Here is a 26,046-nt window from a genome sequence, read left to right as displayed (position 1 = left end):
CCTTTTCTTTCGTTCTGGACCCCATTTTACAAACCAATTCTAAGAATATGATAAGGATTTTGAGTATGATACTTTAAGTTAATTAATGGTAATATGGAAAGAGAGTAACTCTACTTTTTAAGGTGATAAAAAATGGCCCAACTCAAAGAAAGCCCATCGCTTGATGAGCTAAGAACAAAGTATGATCAGGTTTGGGATCATCTCTTGCGTCATGAAGAGGAAGAGGCGAGAGGGCTTATCGACGCGTTTGCCGAGCAGGCGAATTTTCATGATTTCAAGAAGTCCGAAGCACGTGAGTTTAAAGATTACTTAAAAACGCCTTACCCCTATATTGCTATTGGCATTGCCCTCCCCGTAAGTGCGTTTCTTTTGGTTCTTCTACTGCCTTAAAGGGAAAAGAAAAGTAGACCATGCTCCGTTTTACTCAAGCGTAAAATCAAGTGACTTCTGAATGTCCAACCCGCGTTTGAAATACAGCGTATATTCCCCGGGCTCGCGAATAGTCGCCTGAGCATGACGAATCGGATATTCGAATTTTTTTTGGGGTTTGATAACTTACGTCGGTTTGCGGAACGAAGTATAAGCAACGGGGAGTGGGGCGTTCCCGGAGCTATCAAAGAACGAAAGTGGAGCAGATGCCGCGGCAAGTGCTCCTTTTTACCGATACCTGAACCATTACGTTCAAGAACCGCTATGGACCTCGGATTTCGTGTAATAGAATACATTGAAGAGAAAAAACAACAAGAAGACGGCTGCCTGAGGATAGAGTGCATGGATGCGGTATATATCGTTGGAGACATTAGCTTTCATAATATCCAGTAAATGTACGATCATGGAGCCGAAAGGGATATAACTGACAAAAGTAATGCGTCCATCAATACGGTCTTCGACCCCCTGCATCCCCATCATATTAATGAGTATGGCGACGATCCCCAGCACAACCGGAGGAATGAAGTTTTTGCCTATGATCCCTACAGTCATCGTAACGGGGATAAGCAACGCTTGGAACGCCAGCATCCATGCGTGTGTGCGGGTAAACTTCCAGAATAACTCTTCCGAAATCGGCTGTTCGCTCATGAGGCTGCCCGCCGCCAAGGTCAAAGTATAGTTCAACACGAAGACTGCCGCCGATAAGAGCAGGATGACGATCATCTTGCCGATCAGGATCGTCACGCGATGATGCGGGTATACGAAAAGCTGGTTGATTGTATTATCTCCGTATTCCCGAACGACAACAAAGCCTGCGAGCAGCGAAAGCAGCATCGGTGCGATCATGATATTGAGAAACAGAGAATTGTTGATCAAGAACTCGTTCCAATTCATGTTCCTTGATTGCCCGAATATCGATAAAATGACCGGCAGCATGCCGCCGAAGAGCGTTAGCCAGAGGAGCTGGGTCCGTTTTAATTTCAACATCTCGGCATAGAAAACATTAAGCACTGAGTTCGCCCCCCGTCAAGCTAAGGAAGTAATCTTCTAAGGTTTCGCGCAGCATCGTGATTTCCGCAACCTCGATCCGGTTCTCAACCAGCATTCGATTGATGACGGCCGACTCCGACAACTGCTCGAACACCCGTACAACCCCCGGTTCGGGAACGGTGTAATCGTGAATGTCCAACTTTTGCTCCAACAGCATGACCGCCTCGCGCTCGTTGCTCACTTTAAATTCGACGCAATGCCTGTTTTTCATCTGCAGATCCTGTTGCTCGATCTCCTCAACCAGCCTTCCGAGATGCACGATACCAAGCTTCGTCGCCATCTGCTGTACCTCGCTTAAGATATGGCTCGATACGAGCACGGCAATATTCCGCTTGGAGGCCAAGTCAATAATTAACTGCCGCACTTCCTTGATTCCGGCCGGGTCCAGTCCGTTCGTCGGTTCGTCGAGAATAAGCAATTCCGGATGGTGGAGCAAGGCGCGGGCGATGCCAAGACGCTGCTTCATGCCTAGCGAGAAATTTTTTACTCTTTTGTTGCGGGCGTCCAGCAAACCGGCTTGTTCCAGCGATTCCTCTATGCTCTCTTTGTTCCCCATCCCCATCATCCGCCGGTGAATGTCCAAGTTCTCGACAGCTGTCAAATTCGTGTAAAAACCAGGAATTTCGATCATGGAGCCGATGCGTTCGAAAGCGAACTTGCGGCTTGATTCCGCGTCCTTCCCGAACAATTCGATCCGTCCGGACGTGGGCTTGATCAAGCCCATAATCATGCGGATCGTCGTCGTTTTACCGGCTCCATTCTGCCCGAGGAATCCATAAATTTCCCCTTTTTTTAATGAAAGACTGATCCCGTCAACGGCTGTGTGCGACTTGTACTTTTTGGTCAGGTCGCTTGTTTTCAAGATATATTCCACTCGTTTCCAACCTCCTAAGAGCTTTTGCGAAGCTAACAACAGATTTCGTAACCATTCGCATGGGTTGGATTGATTATACGATAGCGCTTTTACATCGGATTGAATTATTTCTTACATGTTTCTTAAGTTGCCCGAGGCAGGTAAAAGGAGAAAACGGTCAGCTCATTCGGAATGCTGCTCACTTGGATCTCGCCGAGCTGCTTCTCGATTAGTTTCTTTACGATCGTCAGGCCTAGTCCATTGCCTTGCTGGCCCGCGTTACGGGAGGCTTTGCCGGTATAGAGTCGCTCGAAGACATGGGGCAGGTCGGTCTCCGAAATCCCTTGACCGCAATCCCATACGTCGACCCACACGCGTTCTTCCGCCTCCCGCACTCGAATCCCGATCGTCTCGCCATCTGCACCGTAACGAAGTGCATTGGTCAGCAGATTGTTCATGATTCTTTCGATGCTCTGCCTGTTTCCCCAAACGTAAAGGTTTCGCTCCGGAAATTCCAGCTGTGGCGCGAGCCCCGCGAGTTGGAACTGTTGGTAGAAAGAGAGGACGGACTCCTGAATTTTCTCGATGATATTTAACTTTTCGGGTTCCGGCGCGTCTTCGTCGGCTTCTAATTTGGACAGCTCGAAAAAGTCCCTGATCAACGCATCTAGCTTGTTCCCTTTGGCGGCTATGATTCGGAAGTATTGCTGCCGTATGTCTTCCGTCAAGGTTTGATCACGTTGCATGACTTCCACATATCCCATCATCGCTGTCAACGGGGTTCGCAGATCATGGGATAAGTGGGTAATCATCTTCTTTCGTTCGGATTCCAGCAGATTTAGCTTCTCCATGCTTTGCTGCAAGTCGTCTATGAGCCGGTTTATGCTTCCTCCGAGCTCGATCAAAGCGGAACTGCTGCTTTGGAGGCGCACTCTTTGGTTGATGGCTCCCGCACGTATGTCCTCAACACGCGTGGTCATAAGTGCCAATTGCCGCTTCATATGCCACAGACGATAAACAAGAAAGCTGCTTATGGCCAGCTGGATGACGGAAATTAGGATGTACGCCGGCATCAACTCGTAGCCTCCCCCAGTTTGTACCCGATTCCCCACACCGTTTGAATGTAGATCGGGTTGGACGGATCCGGCTCGATTTTGGTGCGCAGCCGTCGGATGTGAACCATGACCGTATTCTCGTCGGAGACGGTTTCTTCTTTCCAGACGGCCTGAAAAATTTGCGACTTCGTGAATACCCGGGTGGGATAGCTCAGAAACAGCTTTAAAATATCAAACTCTTTGGCTGTCAGCGTCATTTTGCCGGCAAGGGAGGTTACTTCATACGTATGCAGGTCGATCGCTAGTTCGCCATGAGTCAGTACGGTTGGAGAATGGTCGTTCGAATAATGATTGAAGTAAAAATAGCGCCGAAGCATCGCCTTGACTCTAGCGGATAATTCACCAAGCCCGAACGGCTTCGTCAAATAATCGTCCGCCCCGAGTCCGAGACCGATGATTTTATCCACCTCTTGCCCTTTAGCAGACAAGATCAACACGGGAATGTTATGTGTTTCACGGACGCGGCGGAGCACCTCGTAACCGTCAATCTCAGGCAACATCAGATCCAATATCAGAAGTTGGAAAGACATTTGCTTGATGAAGCCAAGGGCTTCCTCCCCTGTATAAGCGGAGGTTGTATCATAACCTTCTGTATGTAAGCAGTTGACCAGTAAGCCGTGAATTTCCAAGTCATCCTCGACAATAAGAATGTTCGATGCGATGGTGCTCACCCCTCGGTATAAGATCGGATACGTTTATTAGGTTTTTGCTCTTTCAGATAGGTATGCAGGAAAAGCGTTCACGAGTTGATTGTTCGGAGCCGTTCATGGTGGGGGACTCTTCTTCTGGCGTTCCACTTTAGCGGGACCTTCCTCTATTTCTGGAGCCGTCAGCGAATCGCCGATGTCCATAACCAGTTGCCCGAATTCAGTCGTTGACCTCAGATGAATTCGACAAAAAAGGCCTCAAATCCTTGTGGGAGTAGAATGTTATCGTTGTTCGGCAAGCACTACCTATTCTTCCTATACAAAGGTTAACAAATACTGACCCTTGGCAGATACCTTAATTAAAAAAACAGTAGCCGTCTAGGTGCTACCTTTCGGATCCTGGACGGCCGTTGTATCTCCAAGTAATCCGCGAGATAGCCACCGCTGATGCAATTTCCAGATTCGCCGCCACTGGAAGCGAAGTTCGGATCAAGATGGTATTGCAACTTGGAGTTGAATCATATATTATGGATATTAAGGGTCTGTAATGATTATAATATTGTGAAGGGAGGAGGGAAACTTGCAGTTCTCCAAAAGTACAGATTATGCCCTACACGCCTTAATTCATCTGGGACACTCGAAGTGTTCCAACAATGTAAGAATCAAGGAATTATCTGGGGCACTGGGTGTTTCCGAAAGCTACTTGTCCAAAATCATGTCCAAGCTGAGGCAGGATGGAATCGTAAATGCTGTGCCAGGGGTAAACGGCGGTTACGAGCTAGCCAGGCCGGCTGAACAGATTACGTTTCTTGATGTGATTCAAGTGATTGAAGGAAGACAGAAGTTGTTCGAATGTTCCAATACGAATTCGCAGCAACATCGGTTGTTAGCGGAAGAGGGGACTGTCCAGCGGGAGCGGGATCAGGAGTGTTCAGGAAAGAGCGAATGTTTGGTCGAGAAGGTGATGGAGGGCGCGGAACGGCATCTGCACCAATACTTGTGGGAGCGCACGATCCAATCGGTACTGGATGAGGCTTTCAAGCGTTGCCACCATGAGGCAAACAAGAGATGATACACTTCTTGCGCTTTAATTATGGATATTGAAGATCTATAAAGATGTATTTCGGCAATGAAAAACAACTTTTTTGCAGAGAAAAAGTTGCATCAGGGACTACCGCTGCCTCTTTAGGCCATTTGCCGCCCCGGTCATCGATAATGAACTGAAAACAGCAGTATGGAGGAGAAACTTATGATCGATTTAAATAATATGAAGCGCGGTCCGATCATGATCGCACTGATCGTCGGCATGTTCGTCGCCGCTTTGAACGAGACGCTAATGGGCAACGCACTCCCCGAATTGATGAAATCGTTCGTCGTGTCTGCGGCAACGGTCCAGTGGCTTTCCACCGCCTACATGCTCGTCGTTGGCGTGCTCGTTCCAGTGACGGCAATCCTGCAGCAATGGTTCACGACTCGGCAAATATTTCTGTCGGCGATGGGTCTGTTCTTCGTCGGTACGGTCACCGCAGCGGTGTCGCCGGAATTTGGCGTGCTGCTGGTCGGGCGAATTATTCAAGCGATAGGAACCGGCATGCTGCTGCCGCTTGTAATGAACGTAATCATGACCATTTATCCGCCGGAAAAGCGGGGGGGCGCAATGGGGATGCTAGGGCTCGTCGTCATGTTCGCACCGGCGATTGGCCCGACGATTTCGGGTTTAATCGTTGACGCACTTTTATGGCGCTGGCTGTTTTACCTCGTGATACCGTTTGCGCTGCTCTCCATTATTATAGGAGCCGCTGTCTTGAAGAATGTGTCGGAAGTCACCAAACCGCGAGTGGACTTCTTATCCATCGGGTTGTCGACGATCGGCTTCGGCGGAATCGTCTATGGGTTCAGCAGTGCCGGCAATCACGGTTGGTTGCGGCCGGAAGTTATCTGGACGATCGCCGCGGGCGGTGTTTCCTTGTTGCTGTTCGTCTGGAGGCAGTTATTGTTAAAGCAGCCTGTCATGGATTTACGTGCGTTCCGGTATCCGACATTTGCGCTTGTCGCGGTGCTGCTGTTTGTGCTTATGATGACATTTTTCTCATCGGCGATCATGCTTCCGATGTTTATGCAAGGCGTGATCTTGGTAACGGCATTCAAGTCCGGCTTAATCCTCCTTCCTGGCGGGATTGTGAACGGATTCATGGCCCCGGTCTCAGGCAAGCTGTTTGACAAGTTTGGGCCTCGCGTTCTGGTCATCCCAGGACTGGCCATTGCCGTCGTCTCGTTGTGGCTATTCACCCGATTCGACGAAGCGACGAGCACCGGTTTCCTCGTTGCTGTTCACATCGCGCTGATGATTGGCATCGCACTAGTCATGATGCCCGCACAGACAGCCGGGCTCAACCAGTTGCCACAGCATCTGCACCCGCACGGGACGGCGATTTTGAATACGCTGCAGCAGGTGTCTGGCGCAATCGGAACTGCCTTGTACATCAGTATCATGTCGGGCGGACAGAAACAGTACTTAAGCGGATCGAGCGATCCGCAGGCTCCGGCGGAAATCGCCAAAGGACTCGCAGCCGGTATCAACAACGCGTTCTGGTTCGGTGTCATCATCGCGCTCGTTGCGCTCGTACTCGGTCTCTTTCTCCGTAAAGGGAAATCACCTGAACATGAACAGGCGTCAGGATGAAAAAGGCCGTTCGTTTAGGAGAATCCATAAACTATAAGGGAAGTGTGGGGAACGCTTATGAACGATTTTTTTAATGCAGCCATATGGGAAAAAGCATGGAAAGACGATTCCGATACCGCCATAAACAAGATGAGAAGGGCCGGAATCGATCCTGCCCGATCTTTTGACCAGAAGGCCAAGACTTTCAACGAACAATCGTTTAACGAAGAGGGAAGAAAACGAACCAAGCGAATCATGAACTGGCTTGAAGGACAAGGAATTCAATTCGAAAACGCCTCCGTTTTGGATATTGGCGCTGCTTCGGGCGTGTTCTCAGTGCCGTTTGCGGAGCGAGGGGCCCGTGTAACGGCCGTAGAGACCTCTCCCCCGCTGATCGAATTGTTGGAAGAAAACATCTCGAAGTTTGCCGAAGAGCAGGTGAAGATTGTGCCCGAAAAGTTTGAAGATATTGATGTGAAGACCAAAGGCTGGAGCCAGGCCTTCGATCTCGTCTTTGTCTCGATGTGCCCGGTCATTCATAATTGGGATAGCGTGGAAAAGGTACTCCATTGCGCTCGGAAGTTCTGTTATATCAGTATGCCGGTAAGTCCTCCAGAGCACAGCCTAGTAAATGAAATTTGGCCGCTCGTCACCGGTCAGCCCTACCATACGAAACTTATGGAAGTGGGATATTTGCTGCATCTGCTGTATCTTAAAGGTTATGCATACGAATCGCTGATCACGCGGGAAGCGAAAACGACGGAAGTCCCCAGAGAAGCGGCGTTGCAAGAAGCGATGACTTGGCTTCACCATCACCGTTTGCCTGTAGATGAGCGGAATCGGAAAATAGTTGCCGACTATTTGGAGCAAGCCTATCCGTCCGGAAAAGTCGTCATCCATGAGGGGGGGCGTTTTGGCAAAGTACTGATTCGATTGCAAGATCAGAACATGTACACGAGGGAGATTTGAGCCATGAGCATAAAGTACCTTTGCGTGGCCTCATTGTTTTAGCTGCGTCTAGGTTCGAAGAGAAACAGTAGAGTCGATTCCCAATGGAACGAAGCCGAAGCCGGGACCAAAAGTGAAGAGTAATGTGTATCAATCGTAAACATTATGAGAAGCGGACTGGAACAATTCCGCTTCTTTTGACGTCCAAGAAGTAGGAGGTGCTGTTAATGAAAATTGTCATCCTATTAATTGCTACATCCTTGCTTTGTGTGGCATGCAACTCTAAATCAATGCCAGATAACTCAATAAAGGAGTCGCCAGTTCCTGTTACCAAAACAGAAACAGAAACTGCTTTTACTCCTGAAACAGAATCGTATGCTGTTAGTATTGAAGCTCCTCAACAAGTAAAAGCAAATGAAAATTATACAATTTCATCCAGTCTATTGAATTTAGAAGACGATTCCGTAAGGGTTCAGATAGCGGCGAGTATTTTTTATTTTGCTATTCGGGATAGTAATGGAAGGCAAATCAACACGTTTGGTATGCACAATGTCGGTAAAATGTGGATCCATCTCACTCAAGCGTAAAATCTAGCGACTTCTGAATGTCCAACCCACGTTTGAAATACAACGTATATTCCCCCAGCTCCCATTGCCAATTTATCATCTCATCTCAAAGGGGGGGCCAGAAGGGTTTCCCGGATAAACACCGTTCTATCATCGGACAACGTCAGCGGGTTCATCATTGAGCGAAATTTCGTACAAACTGGCTTTTTTCGATCCATTGCTGGCCAATTTGCACGATTTTTCGTATAAACGCCCTCATTGACTTGCCCTGCTGTCCTCTTTTGTACGATAAACCGTACAAATTATTCAATCTCCCATAAAACAGCCGGAACTTGTACGATTTTTCGTATAATTCATTATTGTATAAGTTTATCATCCCATTTGCTGAAGAAAACAGCCTTAGCGCGTGGGAATTCTATTCGTTTTTTCGTATATATTTTACGCCAGATCTTTTCGGCATCCCTGAGCAAAAAAAAGGGAAATGGCGATGCAAGGATAACCCCTCGCATCGCCAATAAATCCATTACCCCTTCGTATACCTCCCCACCACCCTCGCCAATTCCGCCCAATGCTCGCATTGCTCCCAATGGAACGAGGCCGGGAGTTGGGAGATTTCCTCCCAGGATCGCTTCTCGAGGAATGGCTTGAGGTTCTGTTCGACGCAGATGACCTGCATCAGGGTGCGCATGCGGAATTGCAGCGGGTAGCGCATTTCCTTGGAGATCGGTTTGAAGTAGGTCGCGGCCATGTAGTCGACCAGGGCTTCGCCTTTTGCCTGCTCCTGGTGCTGGTTCCAGACTTGCTTGATCTCGTCCGTCAACCGGCGCCAAGGCGTATCGGCGCGAGGGTAGACGATGCCCATCGTGGCGGCGTCCTTGTAGGTCCAGAGCGCCCAGGACACGTCGTTGTCCTCGCACAGGTCGAGCATGTCCTCGATGATTTCCATCTGGAAACCGATCTGTTCCTGCTCGAACACAAGCCCAAGCTCCCCGCACCAGACGGGGCGCTTATATTTATCGCGGATGGCCAGCAGTTTGTGGAAGGCTTCTGCGAAAATCTCCTTGCGGCGCGCGCGGTCCATTTCGCGGGTGAGCACGGCCGGTTCGTCGACGAACGGATAGAAGTGAAACTCGTAGGCCACCTGCGGATCGTCGATTGGATCAATCATCGAAAAGTCGGTCGTAAACGCGTTGCCTTCTATGAAAATAATATGCCGCTCGTCGTATTGGCGGATTTCCGCGATCACCTTGCGGTAGAACTCGTTAAACACCTCCGCGTTGGTGACCATCGACGGTTCGTTGACGATGTCGTAAGCGGCGACCCACGGCTGATCCTTGTAATGCTGCGCAATACGCCCCCACAGCCGGATCACGGTGTCGCGCAGCGCGCCGTATTCCCAGAACAGCGGCAGGCCGGAGGCGGTGTCGCAATGCCAGTCCGGGTTTTGTCCGCCCGGCACGGAGTGGAGGTCGAGGATCGCGTAGATTTGGTGCTTCTCGCACAAGCCGACGACATGATCCAGATACTTGAAGCCATCTTCCTTCAAGACCTCCGGGTTTTGGTCATCGATGAAATATTTGTAGTTGAACGGCAAACGCAGATGGTTGACGCCCAGCTTTTTCAGAAATTCGAAATCCCGGTCGTCGACGAACTCGAGCAGGAAGCGGTCGAAAAACGCCCGGCTCCGCTCCTCGCCATATACCTCAGCAAAAGCCCGCTTGATCATCGTATCCGTTCCCGGCAGTCCGATCATGAAATGCTCCAGGTTCATCCAGGAGCCGAGGCCGAAGCCGCGGAACAGCATCTTTTTCCCGTCCGCCACAAAGTCCTCGCCCGATACCTGCACAAAATGATTTAACGTCGTCATGGTTCAATACCTTTCCCTTTCCCATCCATCAAAAGTTAGTTTTTCATGCCGGTCGTGGCCACGCTTTGAATAAAAAACCGTTCCCCGGCCAGGAACACCGCGACCATAGGGACTGTGGCAAGGACGGTGCCGGCCATCAGCAGGCCGTAATCCGTCGTATGCTCGGTTTGGAAAGCCTTCAATCCGAGCTGCAGCGTTTTTAACGCGTCGTCGTTCAAATAAATCAGCGGGGCCAGATAGTCGTTCCACATGTACGTGAACGTAAAGATCGTCAACGTCGATAGCGCCGGGGTCGATAGCGGCAGCATGATTCTCCAGAAAATCCGCCATTCGCTGTAGCCGTCGACGCGCGCGGCTTCGTTCAGCTCGTTCGGCAGGCTGAGGAAAAACTGGCGCATCAGGAAAATGCCAAATCCGCTGAACAGCTGGATCAGCATGTAGCCGGCGTGCGTGTTGTACAAGCCGAGGCGGCTCACGACCGCAAATTGCGGCACCATGATCGACTGCCAAGGCATCATCAAGTTGGCCATGAACAGGATGAACACGGCGCTTTTGAACGGCACCTTCAGCTTGGCAAAGGCGTAAGCGGCCATGGAGCAGATCAATACCTGCAAAACGGTGATGACCACCGACAGCTTCACGGTATTCAGCACGTATTGGCCGAACGGAATGGCCCGCCAAACTTCCCGGTAGTTGTCCAAATACAACGTTTGCGGAATCCAGTTCGTCGGGTTTTTGAACAGATCGACGTCCGTCCGCAGCGAGGACGAAATCATCCAGAGAAACGGAAACAACGCGGCGACCGAGCAGATCACCAAGACGGCAAGCAGAACGTAATAGAGCGGACGGCCTTTTTTGAGCCCATGAACAGCATGCATATCAAGTCCTCCCCCCTTCTAATAAGTGACCCATTTCTTTTCCATCCGGAATTGAATGAGGGATATGACCATAATGACGAGAAACAGAACGGCCGACATCGCCGCGGCGTAGCCCATGCGGTAATTGATGAACGCCTCCTGGTAAATGCGGAAGACGAGCACGTTGGTCGAGCGGCCCGGGCCGCCGTCGGTCATGACGGAGACCAGATCGAACACCTGGAACGAGTTGATGATCGTCAGCACCAGCACCATAAACAGGGTGGGCGACAAACTCGGCAGGGTAATGTACAAAAACTGCTGGAACTTGTTCGCTCCGTCGAGCTTGGCGGATTCGTACAGATGCTCCGGGATGCCCTGGATGCCGGCCAGCAAAATGATCATGTAGTAGCCGAAGCTTTTCCACACGGCTACCAGAATGATCGCCAGCAACGCCCAATGCGAGGACATGAGCCATTCCGGGGGATTGGCAATGCCGATCCCTTTCAGCACGGTGTTGATCGGCCCGGACATCGGATTGAAAAGCAGGCCCCAAACAATGGCGATGGACACCATGGACGTGATCTGCGGAAAATAAAAGGCCATCCGCAAATATTTGCGCAAATGCCGGATTCCGTTCAGCGCCACCGCGGACAATAAAGCGAGCAGCACCGTGAGCGGGACGAACACGAGCGTATAGATGATGTTGTTTTTGAGCGAGATGAGGAAATAATCGTCCTGGAACAGCTTGGCGTAGTTGTCCGTGCCGACGAAGTTCGCTTTCAGGTTAAATCCGCCGTAATCGGTAAAGCTCATGCCCAGGCCATACACTAAGGGGATGAAAATAAACACCGCAAACAAGACGAAGGCCGGGAGGATGAATAACGTCCCCGGAACGTATGACTTGAAGCTGCGCAGCCGTTGGCTGATCATCGAGGCCACCTCCTGTAAGTTGTCTTAAGCCCCCTAAAAAGAGGCTCGGCTTCCGTGATGGACGCGGAAGCCGAAAGTCTAGCTGTATCCAACTCGCTTACCGGTTCAGCACGGATTGACGTTCCTTCGTGAAGTTCTGGATGGCCGTGGCCGCATCCTGCTCCTGGAACAGGAAGAGGTCACGCTGTTCGTTGTATACGCGGTTCACTTCGTCGATTTGCGGAACCGGCTGGTTCTCGACGACGGTGTTCGCTTCGAAGAAATAGCCGCTGCCTTGGGTTCCGGTGGCGTTCAGGAACGCTTCCTTGGTTTTGTCGCTGGCGTAGGCCGGCAGCACGCTCGACTCGGCGATGATGGCTTCGCCTTCTTCGCCGGCGACGAACTGCACGAACTTGAACGCGGCGTCGCCGTATTCGCTTTGCGGGTTAATGCCGATGAAGGTGCTCACGCCGCCCACGGTGATCGGGTCCTTCGTGCCTTCCGGCAGCGGCAGCGGAGCCATGTCGAACTCGATGTCGGTTTTGCCGCCTTCGATGTCCGCCTTCAGCATGTTGAGCGTCCATTCGCCGTTGACGAGCATAGCGACGTTGTCGCTTTCGAATTGCTTGATCCAGTCGATGCTTTCCGCCTTCATTTGCTTGTAGCTCATATGGGAGCCGTCCTCGTAGTAGAGGCGGTTCAGATAATCGAGCCAGTTGGTGACCGGGGCCAGATCGTCGTCAAGGACCGTGGCGCCTTCCTGCAGCGCGCCCAGCGGGGCGATCAGCCAGTCGGCGTAATAACCGCCCCATTGTTTGTCCGCGCCTTCGCCTTGGGTGAGGCTCTTGGCCAGCTCGGCGTATTCGTTCCAGGTCATTTGCTGAGGATAAGGGACGCCGGCCTCGTCAAACAGCTTTTTGTTGTAGAACAAGGCGTATTGCGAGGTGCGGTAAGGGAGGGCGTAATATTTGCCCTGCGTCAGTACGTCGGTGATGTCCTGGAAGCTGGGGCCGTACGCGCCGACGTCCAGATTGGCCGCCTTGATTTGGTCGGTCAGGTCGACCAGTTGGCCCTTGGAAGCATAAAGCCCGAGGCTGGACGTTCCGTTCATGCTGTAGACGTCCATTTTGGAGCCGCCGGACAGGTTGTTCATGATTTTCGTGTTGTATTCGTCGGCATCGTTGCTGATGGTGGTCATTTTCACTTCAATGTCGCTGTTTTGCGCGTTGAACGCATCGACGATTTTTTGCATGTAATCGGCTTCGTCGGTCCAGGTGTAGTAGTCGAGCACGACTTTTTCGGACTCGCCTTGATTGCTGGCGCTTTCATGATTGCCTGAGCCGCAGCCCACGAGTGTGAGCATCAGCGCAAGCACCGCCGCCAAGCCAACGCGGGTGTTCTTTCTATTCATTCTTAACCCCTCCCATATCTGTGTTATGTTTATAGTGTAAGCCTGTAGACCTATCCTCGTAAGGTTGAACTTTTATCGTCGCCGGAAAGCGCAGAACCCGTTCCCTGGGCCGATTCCGATGCTGGCCGTGGCCGCCAGAGGGCCTCCCGGTTGTAGAAAATTTCAACCTTTACAGACGGGGAGCCTTGAACTAAAATGAAGTACTTCGAAGAAGAGGAAGGGGGGGACAAGCATGTTTATTTTCCTGGTATTCATACTCTTCATCGCCATCGCCGTATTTTGCCTGATGCAGCAGCGCTATACCAAAGCCACGTTGTTTATGCTGCTGATGGGCTTCTCCTATTTGATCGTCGTGTCCTGCATCATTATTTACATGTCGAAGGACGCGTATTATTACTATAGTTTGGAGGACTACTTCGGCATCAGCCGAGATTTGCAGAACCAATTCATGTTTTTGCCGATTTCCCGGCTGAGCCTGATCCGTTTGCTGAATCTCTCCACCGTCGTGTTCCTGTATGCGAGCTTATGCTCGGCGATTTATTTCGCCTTCCACGTACACCTGCAGCGAGGGGTATGGCTGTTGGCGGGACTGGCGGTGCCGTGTTTGATCCAGGTGATCGTGTACGATCCTTCTTTTTACGCGAATCTGTATTATCAGCTGTATCCCGGGGTCATGAGCTCCCAAGCCGTCGTTTCGATGTACGAGACTTTGCATGCGCTTACTTTCGTCGTGAACACGTTATACCTCGCGGCCGGCATCGTGTTGCTGGTTTATGCGTTGTACGACGCGCCGAAGGTGCGACAAATCCGCAGCAATATCGCCATGATCCTGATTTCTTACATCTCCGTCCAGGTGACGTATTATTACATCAACTACTGGGCGCCGGACGTGCTGGTGAAGGTGTCTAAAGCGGCCCATTTCGTCCATTACAAACCGATCAATTTAGTGGGGAACCCATCCATTTACACGCTGCTTCCTTATATCGCGGGACTGTGCCTGTTGATCAGCCTGTACGGCATCTATAAATATACGCGCATCCAGAACAGCATCAAAAACCAGGAGTCGGTCATCTCCACCAACATCGATTCGGCGCTGATGACCTCCCGCGTGTTTAGCCATTACATGAAAAACGAGCTGCTGGCGATCATGGCGCAGACGGAGTTTCTGGAGAACATGCTGGAACAATCGCCCGAGGCGGTCGCGGAGGTCCGCGTAATCGAGCAGCGCTGCCGGAAGGTGTACGAACGGCTGGACTCGGTGCATCAGAAAACGCTGAAGTCGAAAATCGATTTGCAGCCGGTCGCGTTAAGCGAGCTGCTGGATAAGCTGCTGCAGGACATGCAGTCCGAATTGAAGCCGATTCAGGTCGGTTACGCTCCGCCTGCCAAACAGCCGGTGATCATGGCCGACCCGTATTATTTCTCGCAGGCGATCGGGAACGTTATCTCCAATGCGGTAGACGCGCTGGAATACGTGCCGGACAAATCCAGAAGGCTGACGATCGGGTTGATCGTCAGGAATAAATGGGTAGAATTGACGATATCGGATAACGGAGCGGGGATGACGGAGGAGCAGGCGGGGCAGATTTTTCAGCCGTTCTATTCCTCCAAACCGACGGCTACCAACTGGGGGATGGGCTTGTCCATCAGCCATTCGATCATTACCGCCCACGGCGGGAAAATCCATGCGGAGAGCCGGCTTGGCGAAGGCAGTACGTTTAGGATCGTGATGCCCCTGCTGTCGATTGCGAAAAGTTAAAGGAGATGAGAAGCAGCATGAGTACGCCGGCCATCAAGGTGTTGATTGTGGAGGACGATCCATTGATCGCCAAACGGTATCAGATGATCCTGTCCAAAGACAAGGACATCGAATGCGTGGGCAGCGCGTCGAGCGGATACGAAGGAACGATGCTGGCCGCGCTGAATAAACCGGACGTGATTTTGATGGATATCGAGCTGGAGGACAAGCAGGCGGGGCTCCGGGCGACCGAGGAAATCCTTAACTACATGCCGGCGGTGAAGGTCGTGATGCTGACGGTATTGGATACGGACGAGGCCGTATTCCGCGCTTTCGAACTGGGAGCCACGAACTACTTGCTGAAAAACATGCCGGCCGACGCCATCCTGCAAGCGGTGAAGGACGCGTATGAAGACCGCCCCTCCCTGCACGCCAACATCGCCGGCAAAATCACGCGCGAATTCCAGCGGATCCGAAAAACCGAGGACAGCCTGCTGCACAATTTTTATATCCTGACGCAGCTGACCTCGACGGAGCTGGAAGTGCTGGAGCTGCTGTTGAAGGACTACACCCGCCAGGAAATCTGCAAGCTGCGGCACGTCGAGACGTCGACGCTCAAATCGCAGATCAACAGCATATTGAAGAAATTCGGCAAAAACAGCGTTCAGGAGATCGTCCCCGTCCTCCGCGAGCTGCACATCCCGCAGATTCTGGCGCAGCGGAAGGGGAAGTGAAGGGGGACGTACGCCGACGCCAAAACCGCGATCGTCCAGGAGATCATGGACCGGGCGAACGCGGCGGAGTAGCCGTTCGTTCCGCCCCGGACTTATACGCTGTCTTGCTTCGTTGCTTGCTGATGAAATAGCGCCTTGATTTCTTCGGTTTGTCCTTTTCGAGCCAAAACGTACAAAGTGTCTCCGGCTTGCAATCGCGTGTTTCCCCGCGGCGTGATCATCTTTTGCTCGCGAATAATCGCATTGACCAACGAATCCTGCGGCATTTTGAGTTGCCGAAGCTCTTTGCCGTCCGCTCCCGATTGTTCATCGACGTGAACTTCCACGATTTCATGATTGGTTTTGCCCATGGAGACTAGCTCCAGCGTGTGCGGAACAACGCTTTTTTTGCCCTGGGAAAGGCCCAATGCATGGGCTAAAGGCGAGATCGTCGCCCCTTGGATCAAAGCGGAGGACAACACGACGAAGAATACGACATTGAAGAAAAGAGGGCCGTTTTCCATGCCGGCCAGCAAAGGATAGGTAGCCAGAACGATCGGAACTGCGCCGCGCAATCCGGCCCACGAGATCAAAGTCTTTTCCTTTACGGTGAATTTCATGAGCATCGTGCTGATGAATACGCCGATCGGCCTGGCCACAAACATCAACAGGACGGATAAAGCAATGCCCTGCCAGGTGATCTTGACCAATTCGGCCGGAAATACCAGCAAGCCCAATAAAATAAACATGAGGATTTGCATCATCCAGGCAAAACCTTCGTTGAATCGGAAGATCGAATGGCGGAAGGTCAGGTCCGAGTTGCCGACCCACAAAGCCATCACATAAACGGCAAGCAGTCCGCTTCCCTTTAATAAAGAGGTGGAACTGTACGTGAAAATCGCAAAGGCCATGGCCAACACCGGGTAGAGGCCGGACGAGTCCAGATTGATTTTGTTGATGCACCAGACCGCGATTTTCCCCAATAGCAGCCCCAAAGCCAGCCCCAACCCCATCTGCCAAAAGAAACTCAAAATCAGCGTGAATATATTGGCATCCGGCGATTGGATGAGTTGGATGAACGAAACGGTTAAGAAAACGGCCATGGGGTCGTTCGTTCCGGATTCGACTTCAAGCGTGGAGGTGAGCCTCTGCTTGATATTCTTATTGCCAAGCACCGCAAACACGGCGGCGGCATCCGTTGAGCCGACGATCGCTCCAAACAGCATCCCTTCCAGCCAACTCACGTCGAGAATAAACTTCGCGCTTACTCCGATGACAAGCGTTGTCAATACCACGCCGAGCGTCGCCAGCGACAAGGAAGGAACCATGACTTCGCGTACGTTTCGCCATTTGGTTTGCAACCCGCCTTCAAAAAGAATCACAATCAGCGCCATAATCCCGAATAGTTGGGTTAACGCGGCATTGTCATAGTAAATGAATTTGCTTAACACCATGCCGACGGCAATGAAGAAAACGAGAGAGGGCAAACCAAACCGCGCAGAAAATTTCGTGGTGAACACGCCGATAAAGAGGAGCAGGGAAAATAAGAGAATCGTATTGTCAATCGTAAAGGGCAAATAATCACCTTCCTTTACCTGTTTTTTTATATATTGTAGTCTATTTGATCCCGTACTGGAAATCGTTTAAAGTGAAGATGTTAGGGTAGAATAAGAAAAACTTTGTATTCATCCTTATGGGAGGGATTTTTATGACGGTTCGGAAAGAGGACTTGTATAACCTGATTGATCGTCTTCGGGAGAAGGACCAAAATACAGCGTTTGACTTTCTGCAGTACCTGATTGATCGCTCTGAAAATAAAGGTTTGGATTGGGGAGATATAGATCGTTTAGAACCGGATAATGAACCGTTTAGTAAAGATGAAGCCGAACAATTAAAGAACTCTTCCGAATTTTTGTCGGGGGAGGATGCAAAAAATGAGTTTGGTTTACAAATTGATTTACCATAAAGAAGCTTTAAAATTCATAGCAAAACAGGAAAAAATCATGCAAGAGCGTATTGCCGAGGGATTAAAAGGTCTACTGGTTATTCCGCCAGTTGGGGATATCAGGCGGATGAAAGGGGACTCTGGATTGTATCGGTTAAGAATAGGTACGTACAGGGTTATTTTCGAAATAGACCATGATGAAAAAATGGTTGTTGTACGTGCAGTCGGTTCGCGAGGGGACATTTATAAATAACCTTTTATCGCTAAACTCCACTGGCTTATGCTGGGTGGGGTTTTCGTTCATACCTGACCTCTATCCGTCCACTCCCCGTCCGCTGCTTGTCCGCTTAAAGGCCGATGACGGCCGCCGAACCAAGATACAATGATAGTGTCGAAGAAGATAAAACTTCATCCTTGAAGCAGGGCCGTGAATGAGACTTTCGCGGCCCTGCTTTTTTCTCGCCGGTTTCGGGGACTGCGGCCGGTCTTTAGTTTCGGACGAACCCCTTGCATCGGTTAGTGAGGTCAGGTAGGCGCTATTGAGGTAAGGCGTTCGAACAGTGGGCAAACGGAGGTTCGCCGGAGGAGGGCGTCCGCGAGGTTCCCTGGATCATGGGCGGGAAAAGCAAGCGCATGCGAAGGCAGGTGAGAATTTGACGCAGATTACCTTGAATGACGTGGTGCGGAGCGTAGCTGCCGCGCTCACGGCCCGGTTTCCGGAGCTGCCGGTTTACACCGAGCGGGGCTCGGAAGGGTTACCGGCGCCGAGCTTGTTCGTGCAGCTGTCGAAGTCGGAGCAGACCCGCGAGCTAAACCGCCGTTTCAAGCGGACGTATTCGCTCGACGTGCCAATCCGCTCCTATTCACGTATTACAGAGCAGTATTGACTACTTTCCTTTGATTCAGACTTTAAGCCACTAAGTATAGCGACGAAGCTTTTTTTGTTGATACGTACGGATTTATCCAAGCTAGTCATTAAGTAGATAAATCCCTCTTTGTACTGCCCCTTATTTAGATAATAATCGGCTAATTCGTAGTAAAACCGGGCCAAACGCTCCTCAATGGTCTGACGAGTATAAACGCTTTTTGAATCATCCTGCATGGTTACCGACGATATATCAAAACGTTGGAGAATTTCGTCTACGTTAAAGTTATGACGATTGGCCGCCTCCATGATGTTCAACAGAGAAAGTAAGGATTCATCTTTATTCGATTCGATATAAGATATGTATTCCGGAAGCACACTAATATCTCCTGAAAATAACTTGGTTACCATGGTGTTCATTCTGGCCCACGCTTGGAATTTTTCTTACCAAATCGAAGCTTCTTCGTCATCCTCTTTTACCCAATCCAAGTCCGCATATCTTTCAATATATTGAAGGTTCTTTTCGTAGTCTCCTCTGGCTTCACAAACATTTCCTGAAAGCAAATCCGAATAAGCTATATAGGTAAAAAGTGGTCTTACTGGCAGACCTATCCCTTCTGTGATATGGTCTAATTGTTCAGAGTTCATTGTTCTATTGCCATTCAGAATATAGCTGAGTGATCCGGCATTAAAACCGATTTGTTTCGCAAACTGGCTTAAACTCAGGCTCTCCCGCTCCATGTACTCGTTATCCATTTTTTGAATGGCGGTCAATTTTCTCAATTTTCTTTGCGGCTTCCCCTCACCCACCCATCAAAGCTATACTAAAACAAACAAAGGGGAAACGGAGCGGGGTCGATGAACGAGGAACGGAAAGACGAGATCGGGCGGAAATTCATATTAACGCCGGAGGTATCTGCGGAAGAACTCGGCGAGTTGGAGATTCAGGAGCTGATTTTTTTGGTTCATGCCGCCAAGCGCTTTAAGGCGGAGGAGGCTTTTCCGGAGGTGTATCTGGACGAACGGATCAAGGTCTTTGTTGGCGTGCTGCACGACAAGATCAAAGCGGCCGAGGCGCTGTATCTCGCATACGACAAGGCGACGGGTTATCCTTACGTAGATGGGGACGAGCGGGTGTGGATGTTTTCGCAGGAGGCGTATGCCGCGAACGTGGAGGATTATTTCCGGCAGCAGCTGCTGATGCTGGAGATGAAACAGATCGGCGGGGAGGACGTCCTTAAGACGTTTGGGCAGCTGCATATCCTGGGGCTTCCGAAGGTCCTTGTCGATAACGGGCAGTATCATATCGAGATCGGCCGGGACGACATTTTGCCGCCGCCGGATTGGACCGGCACGCCGGAGATCAGCATTCCCGTGACAAATCCGGGGCTGCAGCGGGCAATGATCCATTTCTTCCAATATCTGCATGCGCCGACGGGCGATAAGGAGGCCAAGCAACGGGAACTGAACGCGCTGGAAGCGCAAATGCTCGATGAAGTTCTCCAGGCGAGATATTTGCTGCCCATGCAGTTAAAAGAGTCCGACCCCTCGCCCGCGGACGAGCAAGGCGTGAAGACCTTGAAGCAAGGGACCGTCATTCAGTTCGGCGTGCTGAACGCGGAGGACGATTCGGCTTGGCTGCCGGCGTTTACGGATTGGCCCGAATTCGAAAAGGTCTACGACAAAACGGCATGGAGCAGCAACATCGCGGCTTACGACGACCTGCTGGCGGTGTCCGGGAACATGAGCGGCGTCGTCATCAATTGCCGGGGCATCCCGCTGCGGATCGATGAGAAAAATCAGGCGATGATCGAGGCTTACCGCCAGGAACGCAGTCGCCAACCTGATGCCGAAACCGTACAGGAGGTTGTCGTCCCTAAGGAGACTCGCATTTTGCTCGGCATACCGAAGGTATATCCCGAAGCCATGATCGAAGCGGTCAAAACCTATATGAAGACACAAAAAGCCGTCAAAGAAGCGTACCTGCGGCAAATGGCAAGGGAGCAGGAGACGAGTTATTTGCTGATCGTCGACCTGGACGGGAGCCGGGAGGAGATCTTCAATGGAATCGCCGCCGCGGCTTCGCCCCACTTGAACGGCATGCCTCTCGATCTGGTGGACGCCAAAGACGGCGACTGGGCCGGCGAAGTCAGGTCGCTCAAACCCTTTTACAAAAAGAAGCGCTTCGGCCTGTTGTGAATATCGTTATTTCCGCGCCTTATGCTATAATAATCCCAGCGTTGACGTTCATTTTGGAGGGGTATCGTGAAAAAAGTCGAAGCGATTATCAGGCATGAGAAACTAAGAGAAGTTATTGAAGCGCTCAGGGAGATCGACGTTAAAGGGTTTACGGTATCGCAGGTCCAAGGCCGGGGGCAGCAAAAAAACGCGGCAGGCGTCTACCGGGGGCAAGCGTATACCGTCAATCTTCACGCAAAAATCAAGCTCGAAATCGTAATCTCCGACTTCAAAGTGCAGGAAACGGTCCAAACGATCATCCAAACGGCTCAAACCGGCGAAATGGGGGACGGGAAGATTTTTGTCCTGCCGGTGCTTGAAATGTATAATATCCGGACCGGCCAGCCCGACGAAACCATCGATGAACTGAATTCTTGAAAAATACAAGGTCACCCGTACCCCGGGTGGCTTTTTCGTTTTCGGCGGAAAACGCCCTTCCGGAAAGCCAGGCTTCTTGGATAAATTCCCTCTAGATATATAACATATAATGTAATGTTTAATATCAGATTTTCGAGCTTGAAGAGACTTGATATGTTTTGAAATTAAACATATATTATCTATATTTACACAATAAATCTATTAAATATCGAGTTTTTGAGCGATTTTCATCATCAACCCCCTCTATCGGATAATTTTTCCGTCAAGAAATATGACATGAACTCCGTTTTTTGATTGACTCTGTTCCCGATCGTCCGTTATAATCGGATTTGTGAATTGTAACATGATGATTACATGTCAGGGGAGTTGACATCATGAATTCGGAGTCCATTACCGCATTAAACACGATCTGGGTCGTCGTCGCCGCTGCGATGGTATTGTTGATGGAAGGCGGCTTCAGCCTGTTGGAGGCCGGTTTGGTTCGCACGAAGAATGCCGTCAACGTGACGATGAAGATCTTTGTCGACTTGACCGTTGGCGCACTGGTGTTTTTTCTGGTCGGCTTCGGCGTCATGTTTGGCCGCGATATGGGCGGGCTGATCAGTTTCCATTTTTGGGGGGCTTCCCAGAACCTTCAGCTTTCGCTGGATCTGCCCTTATCCGCTTATGTGTTGTTCCAATTGGGCTTCGCCATTGCCGTGATCTCGATCATTTCGGGTGCGGTGGCGGAGAGAATGTCCTTTAAAGCTTATATCGCGATAGCCGTTTTCACGGCGGCGATTTTATATCCGATTTCCGGCCACTGGATTTGGAATGCCGAAGGCTGGCTAGCCAAGCTGGGGATGAAGGATTTCGCCGGATCCGCCGCGATCCACGCTTTGGGCGGATGGGCGGCCTTCGCTTTCGCCAAAGTGCTTGGCGCCCGGCGCGGGAGATTCAATTCCGACGGCAGTGTCAACGTGTTTGCGCCAAGCAATATTCCGCTTGCTTCAGCCGGCACGTTTATCCTTTGGTTCGGCTGGTTCGGGTTTAACGCGGGGAGCACGTTAAGCGCCATGGACGCGAATCTGTCCGCCATTGCACTGAACACCGCTTTGGCTGCGGCCGCCGGGGGAGCGTCGGCTATGCTCTATACGATGTTCCGTTTCGGCAAAGCCGATCCGAGCATGACCATGAACGGCGCATTGGCCGGTTTGGTGGCCGTGACGGCGGGGTGCGCCTTCGTTTCGCACGATTCGGCCATCGTGATCGGCCTGATTGCCGGCGTTCTCGTGATCCTGGGTACGCTCGCCATCGACAAGACGAAGGTCGACGACCCGGTGGGCGCCGTCGCGGTGCATGGCGTCAACGGGGTGTTCGGTACGATCGCAGTAGGTCTGTTCGACGTTAAGGAGGGCCTGTTCACCACGGGGCATATTCATCTGCTGCTCGTGCAAACGCTGGGCGTCGTCGTCGTTTCCCTTTGGGGATTCGGACTGAGCTACGGCTTCGCCAAGCTGCTGAAGGCAACGATCGGACTTCGGGTCACCGCCACGGAGGAAGAAGAAGGGCTGGACATGGCGATGCACGGCATTCCGGCATACAATGATTTGGAACGTTTCAGCGACCAGCCGGACTTTGACCTGGATTTCGAACCCGTTTTGGCGGTGAATAAATAGGTATAGGTTGGGCACTGCCCGAAGCATCATCCTCGGATGATGCTTTTTTTGCGTCGTGCATAAATCGCCTTGTTCCGGCATAACCTTCCCGGATGAAAGCAACTTGTAAAGAAGGCGGTCAACCCACATGACATTGTTCTTTATCCTCATTTGCCGCAGGTCAAGCTGAATCGGCAGGCGATCGAAGAGATTCAGGAGGATACGGTCATCTGGTTTGGCCACTTGGCCCTGCCGCTGCAAATCGGGGGAGTGCGGATGCTGCTCGATCCGATGTTTGGCCCCTCCTCTTCGCCGATCCAAGGATGGGGCGGAAAAAGATATAATCGGGAGCTGCCGTTCGGCGACCTGGACGAGCTTCCGGCGATTGACGCCATCGTCTTGTCGCACGATCATTACGATCATCTCGATTAAGGCACGATCAAGCGCTTGATGGACCGGGTGAGGGAATTCATCGTGCCGCTGGGCGTCCGCTGCCATCTGGAGCGCTGGGGCGTGGAGCCCGGACGGATCCGCGAATACGATTGGTGGGATGAGCTGGAGTTCCAAGGGTTCGGCTGGCCTGCACGCCGGCCCGGCATTTTTCGGGCAGGGGGCTGTTCAGCCAAGACGGTGGATTATGGTGCTCGTGGGTCATCGCAACGCCGAAGACGAGGGTATTTTATAGCGGGGATAGCGGGTATGGGCCCCATTTCAAAGAAATCGGCGAAAAATACGGGCCGTTTGACCTCGCTTTGATGGAGTGCGGCCAGTATGACGATAGATGGATAGACCTCCACCTGCTGCCGGAGCAAACGGTTCGGGCCCATCTGGACGTCAAAGGGAACGTGCTGCTTCCGGTACATTGGGCGGCGTTTACGCTGGCGATGCACAGCTGGTACGATCCGGCCCGCCGGCTGACCGAGGAGGCCAAGCTGCAAGGAGTCCCGGTCGCGACGCCGAAAATCGGGGAGCCCGTTAAGGTAGGGGCATCCGAATATCCGACCGAGGCGTGGTGGAAGGTTCCGTAGGCTCGGCCCGGAATGGGTGAGCGAAAATAGGAACTTTCCGAGAACGGTCTGCCCCTTGCCCCTTTGTCCATGGACGTATATGAATTTTCATATACAAATTCATCGATATCGACGGACAGGGCAGATGTATTCGATTTTTCGTATATAATTCGCTGAAATCGCAGAATATGGACGGGATATATACGATTTTTCATATAGAATTCGTCCAAATCGACGGAATTGGCGAAATCGATTCGATTTTTCAGATACAATACACGGTCCCGCGTCAGATCGGATACTCACAGACTGCCGCGAAAGTTCCCGGGTTTCGGGGAACCCGTCCATCAAGTACAATGGAAACAAAGTCACCCCGGCGATATCATAGATAATCATGCCGGTCCATGCCCATACTAACTCCAAATCACGTCCCGCGGGGATACCCGGGACGACAAACCAAGGAGAACCGATGAGCGAACAAAACGCAACCCCGAATACCGGATGGAATTTCGATAATAGCTATGCCCGCTTGCCGGAGTTTTTTTTCACGCGCCAGGAGGCGAAGCCGGTCCGCGCGCCGAAGTTGGCCGTCCTGAATAAGCCGCTCGCGAAGGAGCTCGGTCTGGATGCCGGCGCGCTGGAGAGCGGCGAGAACGTCGCCGTTTTTGCCGGCAACCGGCTGCCGCCGGGGGCGGACCCGCTGGCCCAGGCCTATGCGGGCCACCAGTTTGGGCATTTCACGATGTTGGGGGACGGCCGGGCCCTGCTGCTGGGCGAACAGATCGCGCCGAACGGCGATCGCTTCGACATCCAGCTCAAGGGCTCCGGCCGGACGCCGTATTCGCGCGGCGGCGACGGCCGGGCCGCGCTGGGCCCGATGCTGCGGGAGTATATCATCAGCGAGGCGATGCACGCGCTGGGCATTCCGACGACCCGCAGCCTGGCGGTGGTGACCACCGGGGAACCGGTGGTCCGCGAACAAGAGCAGCGCGGGGCGATCCTGGCCCGCGTCGCAGCCAGCCACGTGCGCGTCGGCACGTTCCAGTACGCCGCGCAGTTCGGCGAGCCGGCGGATGTTCGCGCGCTCGCCGACTACGTGATCCAGCGCCATGTTCCGCAGCTTGCCGGTCTCGCCGACGCCGGCGAGGGCAACCGCTACCTGGCGCTGCTCCGTGAAGCGATCGGGCGTCAGGCCGCCCTGATCGCTCAGTGGCAGCTCGTCGGTTTCATCCACGGCGTGATGAATACCGACAACATGGCCCTCAGCGGCGAAACGATCGACTACGGCCCTTGCGCCTTCATGGACGCGTACGACCCCGCGACCGTGTTCAGCTCCATCGACCGGGGAGGCCGTTACGCCTATGGGAATCAGCCCTACATCGGAGCATGGAACCTGACCCGGTTCGCCGAAAGCCTGCTGCCGCTGCTGCATGACGACCAGGACGAGGCGGTCAAACTGGCCGAAGCCGAACTGGCGACTTTCGGCGATCGGTTCGAAGCGGCTTGGCTGCAAGGGATGCGGTCGAAGCTGGGGCTATTCGGCGAACGGCCGGAGGATGAAGCCCTCGTGAAGAACCTGCTTGATCTAATGCAGCAACACCACGCCGATTTCACCAACACGTTCCTCGCCTTAACCTTCGGCCGGCTGGAGGAACCGCCGATGGCGGGCACGTCCGAATGGTCGAACTGGCTGGAGCGGTGGCAGGCGAGATTAGCCGGGCAGGCGGAAGCCCCGGACGCCGCGGAGCAGTTGATGCGGAGCAGCAACCCGGCGGTGATCCCGCGCAACCATAGAGTGGAGGCCGCCCTGGACGCCGCCGTCGAACGGGACGATTACAGCGTTATGGAGCGGCTATTGGATGCCCTCGCCCGTCCCTTTGCGCATACGCCGGAGCAGGCGGAATATGCTGAGCTGCCGGAAGCCTGCGATCACCCGTACCGCACGTTTTGCGGCACCTGAAGCAGAACGCTTCGAGGGCCTGATTAGCCGCCTTTGGGGCAAATGATTTTAATACAACAATCACAACGGCTCAAGGGTGTTCCGGCCGAAATGTTGTAGAAAGTACAACAATATTGCAGCAGCAGGCCACTAGCGTTGCATTAAATCTACAAGGTACTGGCCAGGCGCGAAATTGTATTCGATTTTTCGAATACAATTCGTCACTAACGACAAAAATTGCGAATTGTATTCGATTTTTCATACAGATTCTCGGC

General features: G+C 52.1%; 27 protein-coding genes. 16 read left to right on the top strand and 11 right to left on the bottom strand.

Annotated features, from left to right (window positions below; translation table 11 throughout):
- Positions 1-132: 132 nt before the first annotated feature.
- Positions 133-390 (top strand): hypothetical protein, encoded by a 258-nt coding sequence (locus ACQ4N8_RS23065; protein ID WP_430706697.1) that lies wholly within the window; start codon positions 133-135, stop codon positions 388-390.
- A 291-nt stretch (positions 391-681) separates the two neighbouring features.
- Here ACQ4N8_RS23065 and ACQ4N8_RS23060 read toward each other — a convergent pair whose 3' ends face one another.
- From ACQ4N8_RS23060 to ACQ4N8_RS23045, 4 genes are all read right to left on the bottom strand, one after another.
- Positions 682-1,440 carry an ABC transporter permease gene (locus tag ACQ4N8_RS23060; protein ID WP_430706696.1) on the bottom strand — a complete coding sequence of 253 codons (759 nt, stop codon included), beginning with the start codon at positions 1,438-1,440 and terminating at the stop codon, positions 682-684.
- Complete coding sequence (locus ACQ4N8_RS23055) at positions 1,433-2,353, bottom strand: ABC transporter ATP-binding protein (RefSeq protein ID WP_430706695.1); 921 nt, start codon at positions 2,351-2,353, stop codon at positions 1,433-1,435. The genes ACQ4N8_RS23060 and ACQ4N8_RS23055 overlap by 8 nt, the downstream gene beginning before the upstream one ends.
- Positions 2,354-2,475: 122 nt before the next feature.
- The gene (locus tag ACQ4N8_RS23050) at positions 2,476-3,405 is read right to left on the bottom strand and encodes a sensor histidine kinase (RefSeq protein ID WP_430706694.1); all 930 of its coding nucleotides are present in this window, start codon (positions 3,403-3,405) and stop codon (positions 2,476-2,478) included.
- Entirely contained in the window at positions 3,405-4,109 is a 705-nt protein-coding gene (locus tag ACQ4N8_RS23045) for a response regulator transcription factor (protein ID WP_430706708.1), read from the bottom strand. Before ACQ4N8_RS23045 ends, ACQ4N8_RS23050 begins: the two co-directional genes overlap by 1 nt.
- A gap of 565 nt (positions 4,110-4,674) precedes the next feature.
- On the opposite strand from ACQ4N8_RS23045, the gene ACQ4N8_RS23040 reads away from it, so the two are divergent.
- The 4 genes from ACQ4N8_RS23040 to ACQ4N8_RS23025 all read left to right on the top strand — a co-directional run bounded on the left by ACQ4N8_RS23040 (position 4,675) and on the right by ACQ4N8_RS23025 (position 8,291).
- Positions 4,675-5,166 (top strand): RrF2 family transcriptional regulator, encoded by a 492-nt coding sequence (locus ACQ4N8_RS23040; protein WP_430706693.1) that lies wholly within the window; start codon positions 4,675-4,677, stop codon positions 5,164-5,166.
- A gap of 162 nt (positions 5,167-5,328) precedes the next feature.
- Positions 5,329-6,777: an MDR family MFS transporter gene (locus tag ACQ4N8_RS23035; RefSeq protein WP_430706692.1), complete on the top strand. Its 1,449-nt coding sequence runs from the start codon at positions 5,329-5,331 to the stop codon at positions 6,775-6,777.
- A gap of 57 nt (positions 6,778-6,834) precedes the next feature.
- Complete coding sequence (locus ACQ4N8_RS23030) at positions 6,835-7,725, top strand: class I SAM-dependent methyltransferase (RefSeq protein ID WP_430706691.1); 891 nt, start codon at positions 6,835-6,837, stop codon at positions 7,723-7,725.
- Positions 7,726-7,931: 206 nt separating this feature from the next.
- Positions 7,932-8,291, top strand: coding sequence for a hypothetical protein (locus tag ACQ4N8_RS23025; protein ID WP_430706690.1), 360 nt, complete (start codon positions 7,932-7,934; stop codon positions 8,289-8,291).
- 502 nt (positions 8,292-8,793) lie between these two features.
- Here ACQ4N8_RS23025 and ACQ4N8_RS23020 read toward each other — a convergent pair.
- The 4 genes from ACQ4N8_RS23020 to ACQ4N8_RS23005 form a co-directional block, all read right to left on the bottom strand.
- Entirely contained in the window at positions 8,794-10,137 is a 1,344-nt protein-coding gene (locus tag ACQ4N8_RS23020) for a glycoside hydrolase family 5 protein (RefSeq protein WP_430706689.1), read from the bottom strand.
- Between the two features lie 35 nt (positions 10,138-10,172).
- Positions 10,173-11,015 carry a carbohydrate ABC transporter permease gene (locus tag ACQ4N8_RS23015; protein WP_430706688.1) on the bottom strand — a complete coding sequence of 281 codons (843 nt, stop codon included), beginning with the start codon at positions 11,013-11,015 and terminating at the stop codon, positions 10,173-10,175.
- A gap of 18 nt (positions 11,016-11,033) precedes the next feature.
- Positions 11,034-11,924: a carbohydrate ABC transporter permease gene (locus tag ACQ4N8_RS23010; RefSeq protein ID WP_430706687.1), complete on the bottom strand. Its 891-nt coding sequence runs from the start codon at positions 11,922-11,924 to the stop codon at positions 11,034-11,036.
- 97 nt (positions 11,925-12,021) lie between these two features.
- Positions 12,022-13,314, bottom strand: coding sequence for an ABC transporter substrate-binding protein (locus tag ACQ4N8_RS23005; RefSeq protein ID WP_430706686.1), 1,293 nt, complete (start codon positions 13,312-13,314; stop codon positions 12,022-12,024).
- A gap of 232 nt (positions 13,315-13,546) precedes the next feature.
- Between ACQ4N8_RS23005 and ACQ4N8_RS23000 the strand changes: the two genes are divergently transcribed.
- Both ACQ4N8_RS23000 and ACQ4N8_RS22995 read left to right on the top strand, forming a co-directional pair.
- Entirely contained in the window at positions 13,547-15,073 is a 1,527-nt protein-coding gene (locus ACQ4N8_RS23000; protein ID WP_430706685.1) for a sensor histidine kinase, read from the top strand.
- 17 nt (positions 15,074-15,090) lie between these two features.
- Entirely contained in the window at positions 15,091-15,786 is a 696-nt protein-coding gene (locus ACQ4N8_RS22995) for a response regulator (RefSeq protein WP_430706684.1), read from the top strand.
- Positions 15,787-15,878: 92 nt separating this feature from the next.
- On the opposite strand, the gene ACQ4N8_RS22990 is transcribed toward ACQ4N8_RS22995, so the two are convergent.
- Positions 15,879-17,342, bottom strand: coding sequence for a potassium/proton antiporter (locus ACQ4N8_RS22990; RefSeq protein ID WP_430706683.1), 1,464 nt, complete (start codon positions 17,340-17,342; stop codon positions 15,879-15,881).
- Between the two features lie 131 nt (positions 17,343-17,473).
- On the opposite strand from ACQ4N8_RS22990, the gene ACQ4N8_RS22985 reads away from it, so the two are divergent.
- The 3 genes from ACQ4N8_RS22985 to ACQ4N8_RS22975 all read left to right on the top strand — a co-directional run bounded on the left by ACQ4N8_RS22985 (position 17,474) and on the right by ACQ4N8_RS22975 (position 18,597).
- Positions 17,474-17,731: a hypothetical protein gene (locus tag ACQ4N8_RS22985; RefSeq protein ID WP_430706682.1), complete on the top strand. Its 258-nt coding sequence runs from the start codon at positions 17,474-17,476 to the stop codon at positions 17,729-17,731.
- The gene (locus ACQ4N8_RS22980) at positions 17,700-17,963 is read left to right on the top strand and encodes a type II toxin-antitoxin system RelE family toxin (RefSeq protein ID WP_430706681.1); all 264 of its coding nucleotides are present in this window, start codon (positions 17,700-17,702) and stop codon (positions 17,961-17,963) included. Before ACQ4N8_RS22985 ends, ACQ4N8_RS22980 begins: the two co-directional genes overlap by 32 nt.
- Before the next feature lie 307 nt (positions 17,964-18,270).
- Positions 18,271-18,597, top strand: a complete 327-nt coding sequence (locus ACQ4N8_RS22975; RefSeq protein ID WP_430706680.1) for a phage tail terminator family protein — start codon at positions 18,271-18,273, stop codon at positions 18,595-18,597.
- Here the strand turns inward: ACQ4N8_RS22975 and ACQ4N8_RS22970 are convergent.
- Both ACQ4N8_RS22970 and ACQ4N8_RS22965 read right to left on the bottom strand, forming a co-directional pair.
- Positions 18,570-18,995 carry a hypothetical protein gene (locus ACQ4N8_RS22970; protein ID WP_430706679.1) on the bottom strand — a complete coding sequence of 142 codons (426 nt, stop codon included), beginning with the start codon at positions 18,993-18,995 and terminating at the stop codon, positions 18,570-18,572. The two genes, ACQ4N8_RS22975 and ACQ4N8_RS22970, sit on opposite strands and share 28 nt — an antisense overlap.
- A gap of 24 nt (positions 18,996-19,019) precedes the next feature.
- Positions 19,020-19,358: a hypothetical protein gene (locus ACQ4N8_RS22965; protein WP_430706678.1), complete on the bottom strand. Its 339-nt coding sequence runs from the start codon at positions 19,356-19,358 to the stop codon at positions 19,020-19,022.
- Between the two features lie 75 nt (positions 19,359-19,433).
- On the opposite strand from ACQ4N8_RS22965, the gene ACQ4N8_RS22960 reads away from it, so the two are divergent.
- The 6 genes from ACQ4N8_RS22960 (at position 19,434) to ACQ4N8_RS22935 (ending at position 25,792) form a co-directional block, all read left to right on the top strand.
- Positions 19,434-20,774, top strand: coding sequence for an enhanced serine sensitivity protein SseB (locus ACQ4N8_RS22960; protein ID WP_430706677.1), 1,341 nt, complete (start codon positions 19,434-19,436; stop codon positions 20,772-20,774).
- Positions 20,775-20,840: 66 nt separating this feature from the next.
- Positions 20,841-21,191, top strand: coding sequence for a P-II family nitrogen regulator (locus ACQ4N8_RS22955; protein WP_430706676.1), 351 nt, complete (start codon positions 20,841-20,843; stop codon positions 21,189-21,191).
- Positions 21,192-21,565: 374 nt separating this feature from the next.
- A complete protein-coding gene (locus ACQ4N8_RS22950) occupies positions 21,566-22,849 on the top strand; it encodes an ammonium transporter (RefSeq protein WP_430706675.1) in 1,284 nt (427 codons plus the stop codon).
- Between the two features lie 150 nt (positions 22,850-22,999).
- A complete protein-coding gene (locus ACQ4N8_RS22945) occupies positions 23,000-23,260 on the top strand; it encodes an MBL fold metallo-hydrolase (RefSeq protein WP_430706674.1) in 261 nt (86 codons plus the stop codon).
- Positions 23,261-23,403: 143 nt separating this feature from the next.
- Positions 23,404-23,856: an MBL fold metallo-hydrolase gene (locus tag ACQ4N8_RS22940; RefSeq protein WP_430706707.1), complete on the top strand. Its 453-nt coding sequence runs from the start codon at positions 23,404-23,406 to the stop codon at positions 23,854-23,856.
- A 445-nt stretch (positions 23,857-24,301) separates the two neighbouring features.
- Positions 24,302-25,792 (top strand): protein adenylyltransferase SelO, encoded by a 1,491-nt coding sequence (locus ACQ4N8_RS22935; protein ID WP_430706673.1) that lies wholly within the window; start codon positions 24,302-24,304, stop codon positions 25,790-25,792.
- Positions 25,793-26,046: the final 254 nt, after the last annotated feature.

The organism is Paenibacillus macerans (assembly GCF_050565405.1).
Taxonomy (GTDB): Bacteria; Bacillota; Bacilli; order Paenibacillales; family Paenibacillaceae; genus Fontibacillus; species Fontibacillus macerans_B.
Note: the sequence above shows the minus strand (reverse complement) of the source record. Positions and strands in the feature narration are given on the sequence as shown.

What these genes read in the sequence shown, in the direction of transcription:
- ACQ4N8_RS23035 (WP_430706692.1), top strand. Translation starts at nt 5,329, where the DNA reads ATGGAGGAGAAACTTATGATCGATTTAAATAATATGAAGCGCGGTCCG.
- ACQ4N8_RS23015 (WP_430706688.1), bottom strand. Translation starts at nt 11,015, where the DNA reads ATGCATGCTGTTCATGGGCTCAAAAAAGGCCGTCCGCTCTATTACGTT.
- ACQ4N8_RS23010 (WP_430706687.1), bottom strand. Translation starts at nt 11,924, where the DNA reads ATGATCAGCCAACGGCTGCGCAGCTTCAAGTCATACGTTCCGGGGACG.
- ACQ4N8_RS22960 (WP_430706677.1), top strand. Translation starts at nt 19,434, where the DNA reads ATGAACGAGGAACGGAAAGACGAGATCGGGCGGAAATTCATATTAACG.
- ACQ4N8_RS23020 (WP_430706689.1), bottom strand. Translation starts at nt 10,137, where the DNA reads ATGACGACGTTAAATCATTTTGTGCAGGTATCGGGCGAGGACTTTGTG.
- ACQ4N8_RS23065 (WP_430706697.1), top strand. Translation starts at nt 133, where the DNA reads ATGGCCCAACTCAAAGAAAGCCCATCGCTTGATGAGCTAAGAACAAAG.
- ACQ4N8_RS22970 (WP_430706679.1), bottom strand. Translation starts at nt 18,995, where the DNA reads ATGAACACCATGGTAACCAAGTTATTTTCAGGAGATATTAGTGTGCTT.
- ACQ4N8_RS22935 (WP_430706673.1), top strand. Translation starts at nt 24,302, where the DNA reads ATGAGCGAACAAAACGCAACCCCGAATACCGGATGGAATTTCGATAAT.
- ACQ4N8_RS22995 (WP_430706684.1), top strand. Translation starts at nt 15,091, where the DNA reads ATGAGTACGCCGGCCATCAAGGTGTTGATTGTGGAGGACGATCCATTG.
- ACQ4N8_RS22985 (WP_430706682.1), top strand. Translation starts at nt 17,474, where the DNA reads ATGACGGTTCGGAAAGAGGACTTGTATAACCTGATTGATCGTCTTCGG.
- ACQ4N8_RS23030 (WP_430706691.1), top strand. Translation starts at nt 6,835, where the DNA reads ATGAACGATTTTTTTAATGCAGCCATATGGGAAAAAGCATGGAAAGAC.
- ACQ4N8_RS23005 (WP_430706686.1), bottom strand. Translation starts at nt 13,314, where the DNA reads ATGAATAGAAAGAACACCCGCGTTGGCTTGGCGGCGGTGCTTGCGCTG.
- ACQ4N8_RS23050 (WP_430706694.1), bottom strand. Translation starts at nt 3,405, where the DNA reads ATGCCGGCGTACATCCTAATTTCCGTCATCCAGCTGGCCATAAGCAGC.
- ACQ4N8_RS22950 (WP_430706675.1), top strand. Translation starts at nt 21,566, where the DNA reads ATGAATTCGGAGTCCATTACCGCATTAAACACGATCTGGGTCGTCGTC.
- ACQ4N8_RS23000 (WP_430706685.1), top strand. Translation starts at nt 13,547, where the DNA reads ATGTTTATTTTCCTGGTATTCATACTCTTCATCGCCATCGCCGTATTT.
- ACQ4N8_RS22980 (WP_430706681.1), top strand. Translation starts at nt 17,700, where the DNA reads ATGAGTTTGGTTTACAAATTGATTTACCATAAAGAAGCTTTAAAATTC.
- ACQ4N8_RS23025 (WP_430706690.1), top strand. Translation starts at nt 7,932, where the DNA reads ATGAAAATTGTCATCCTATTAATTGCTACATCCTTGCTTTGTGTGGCA.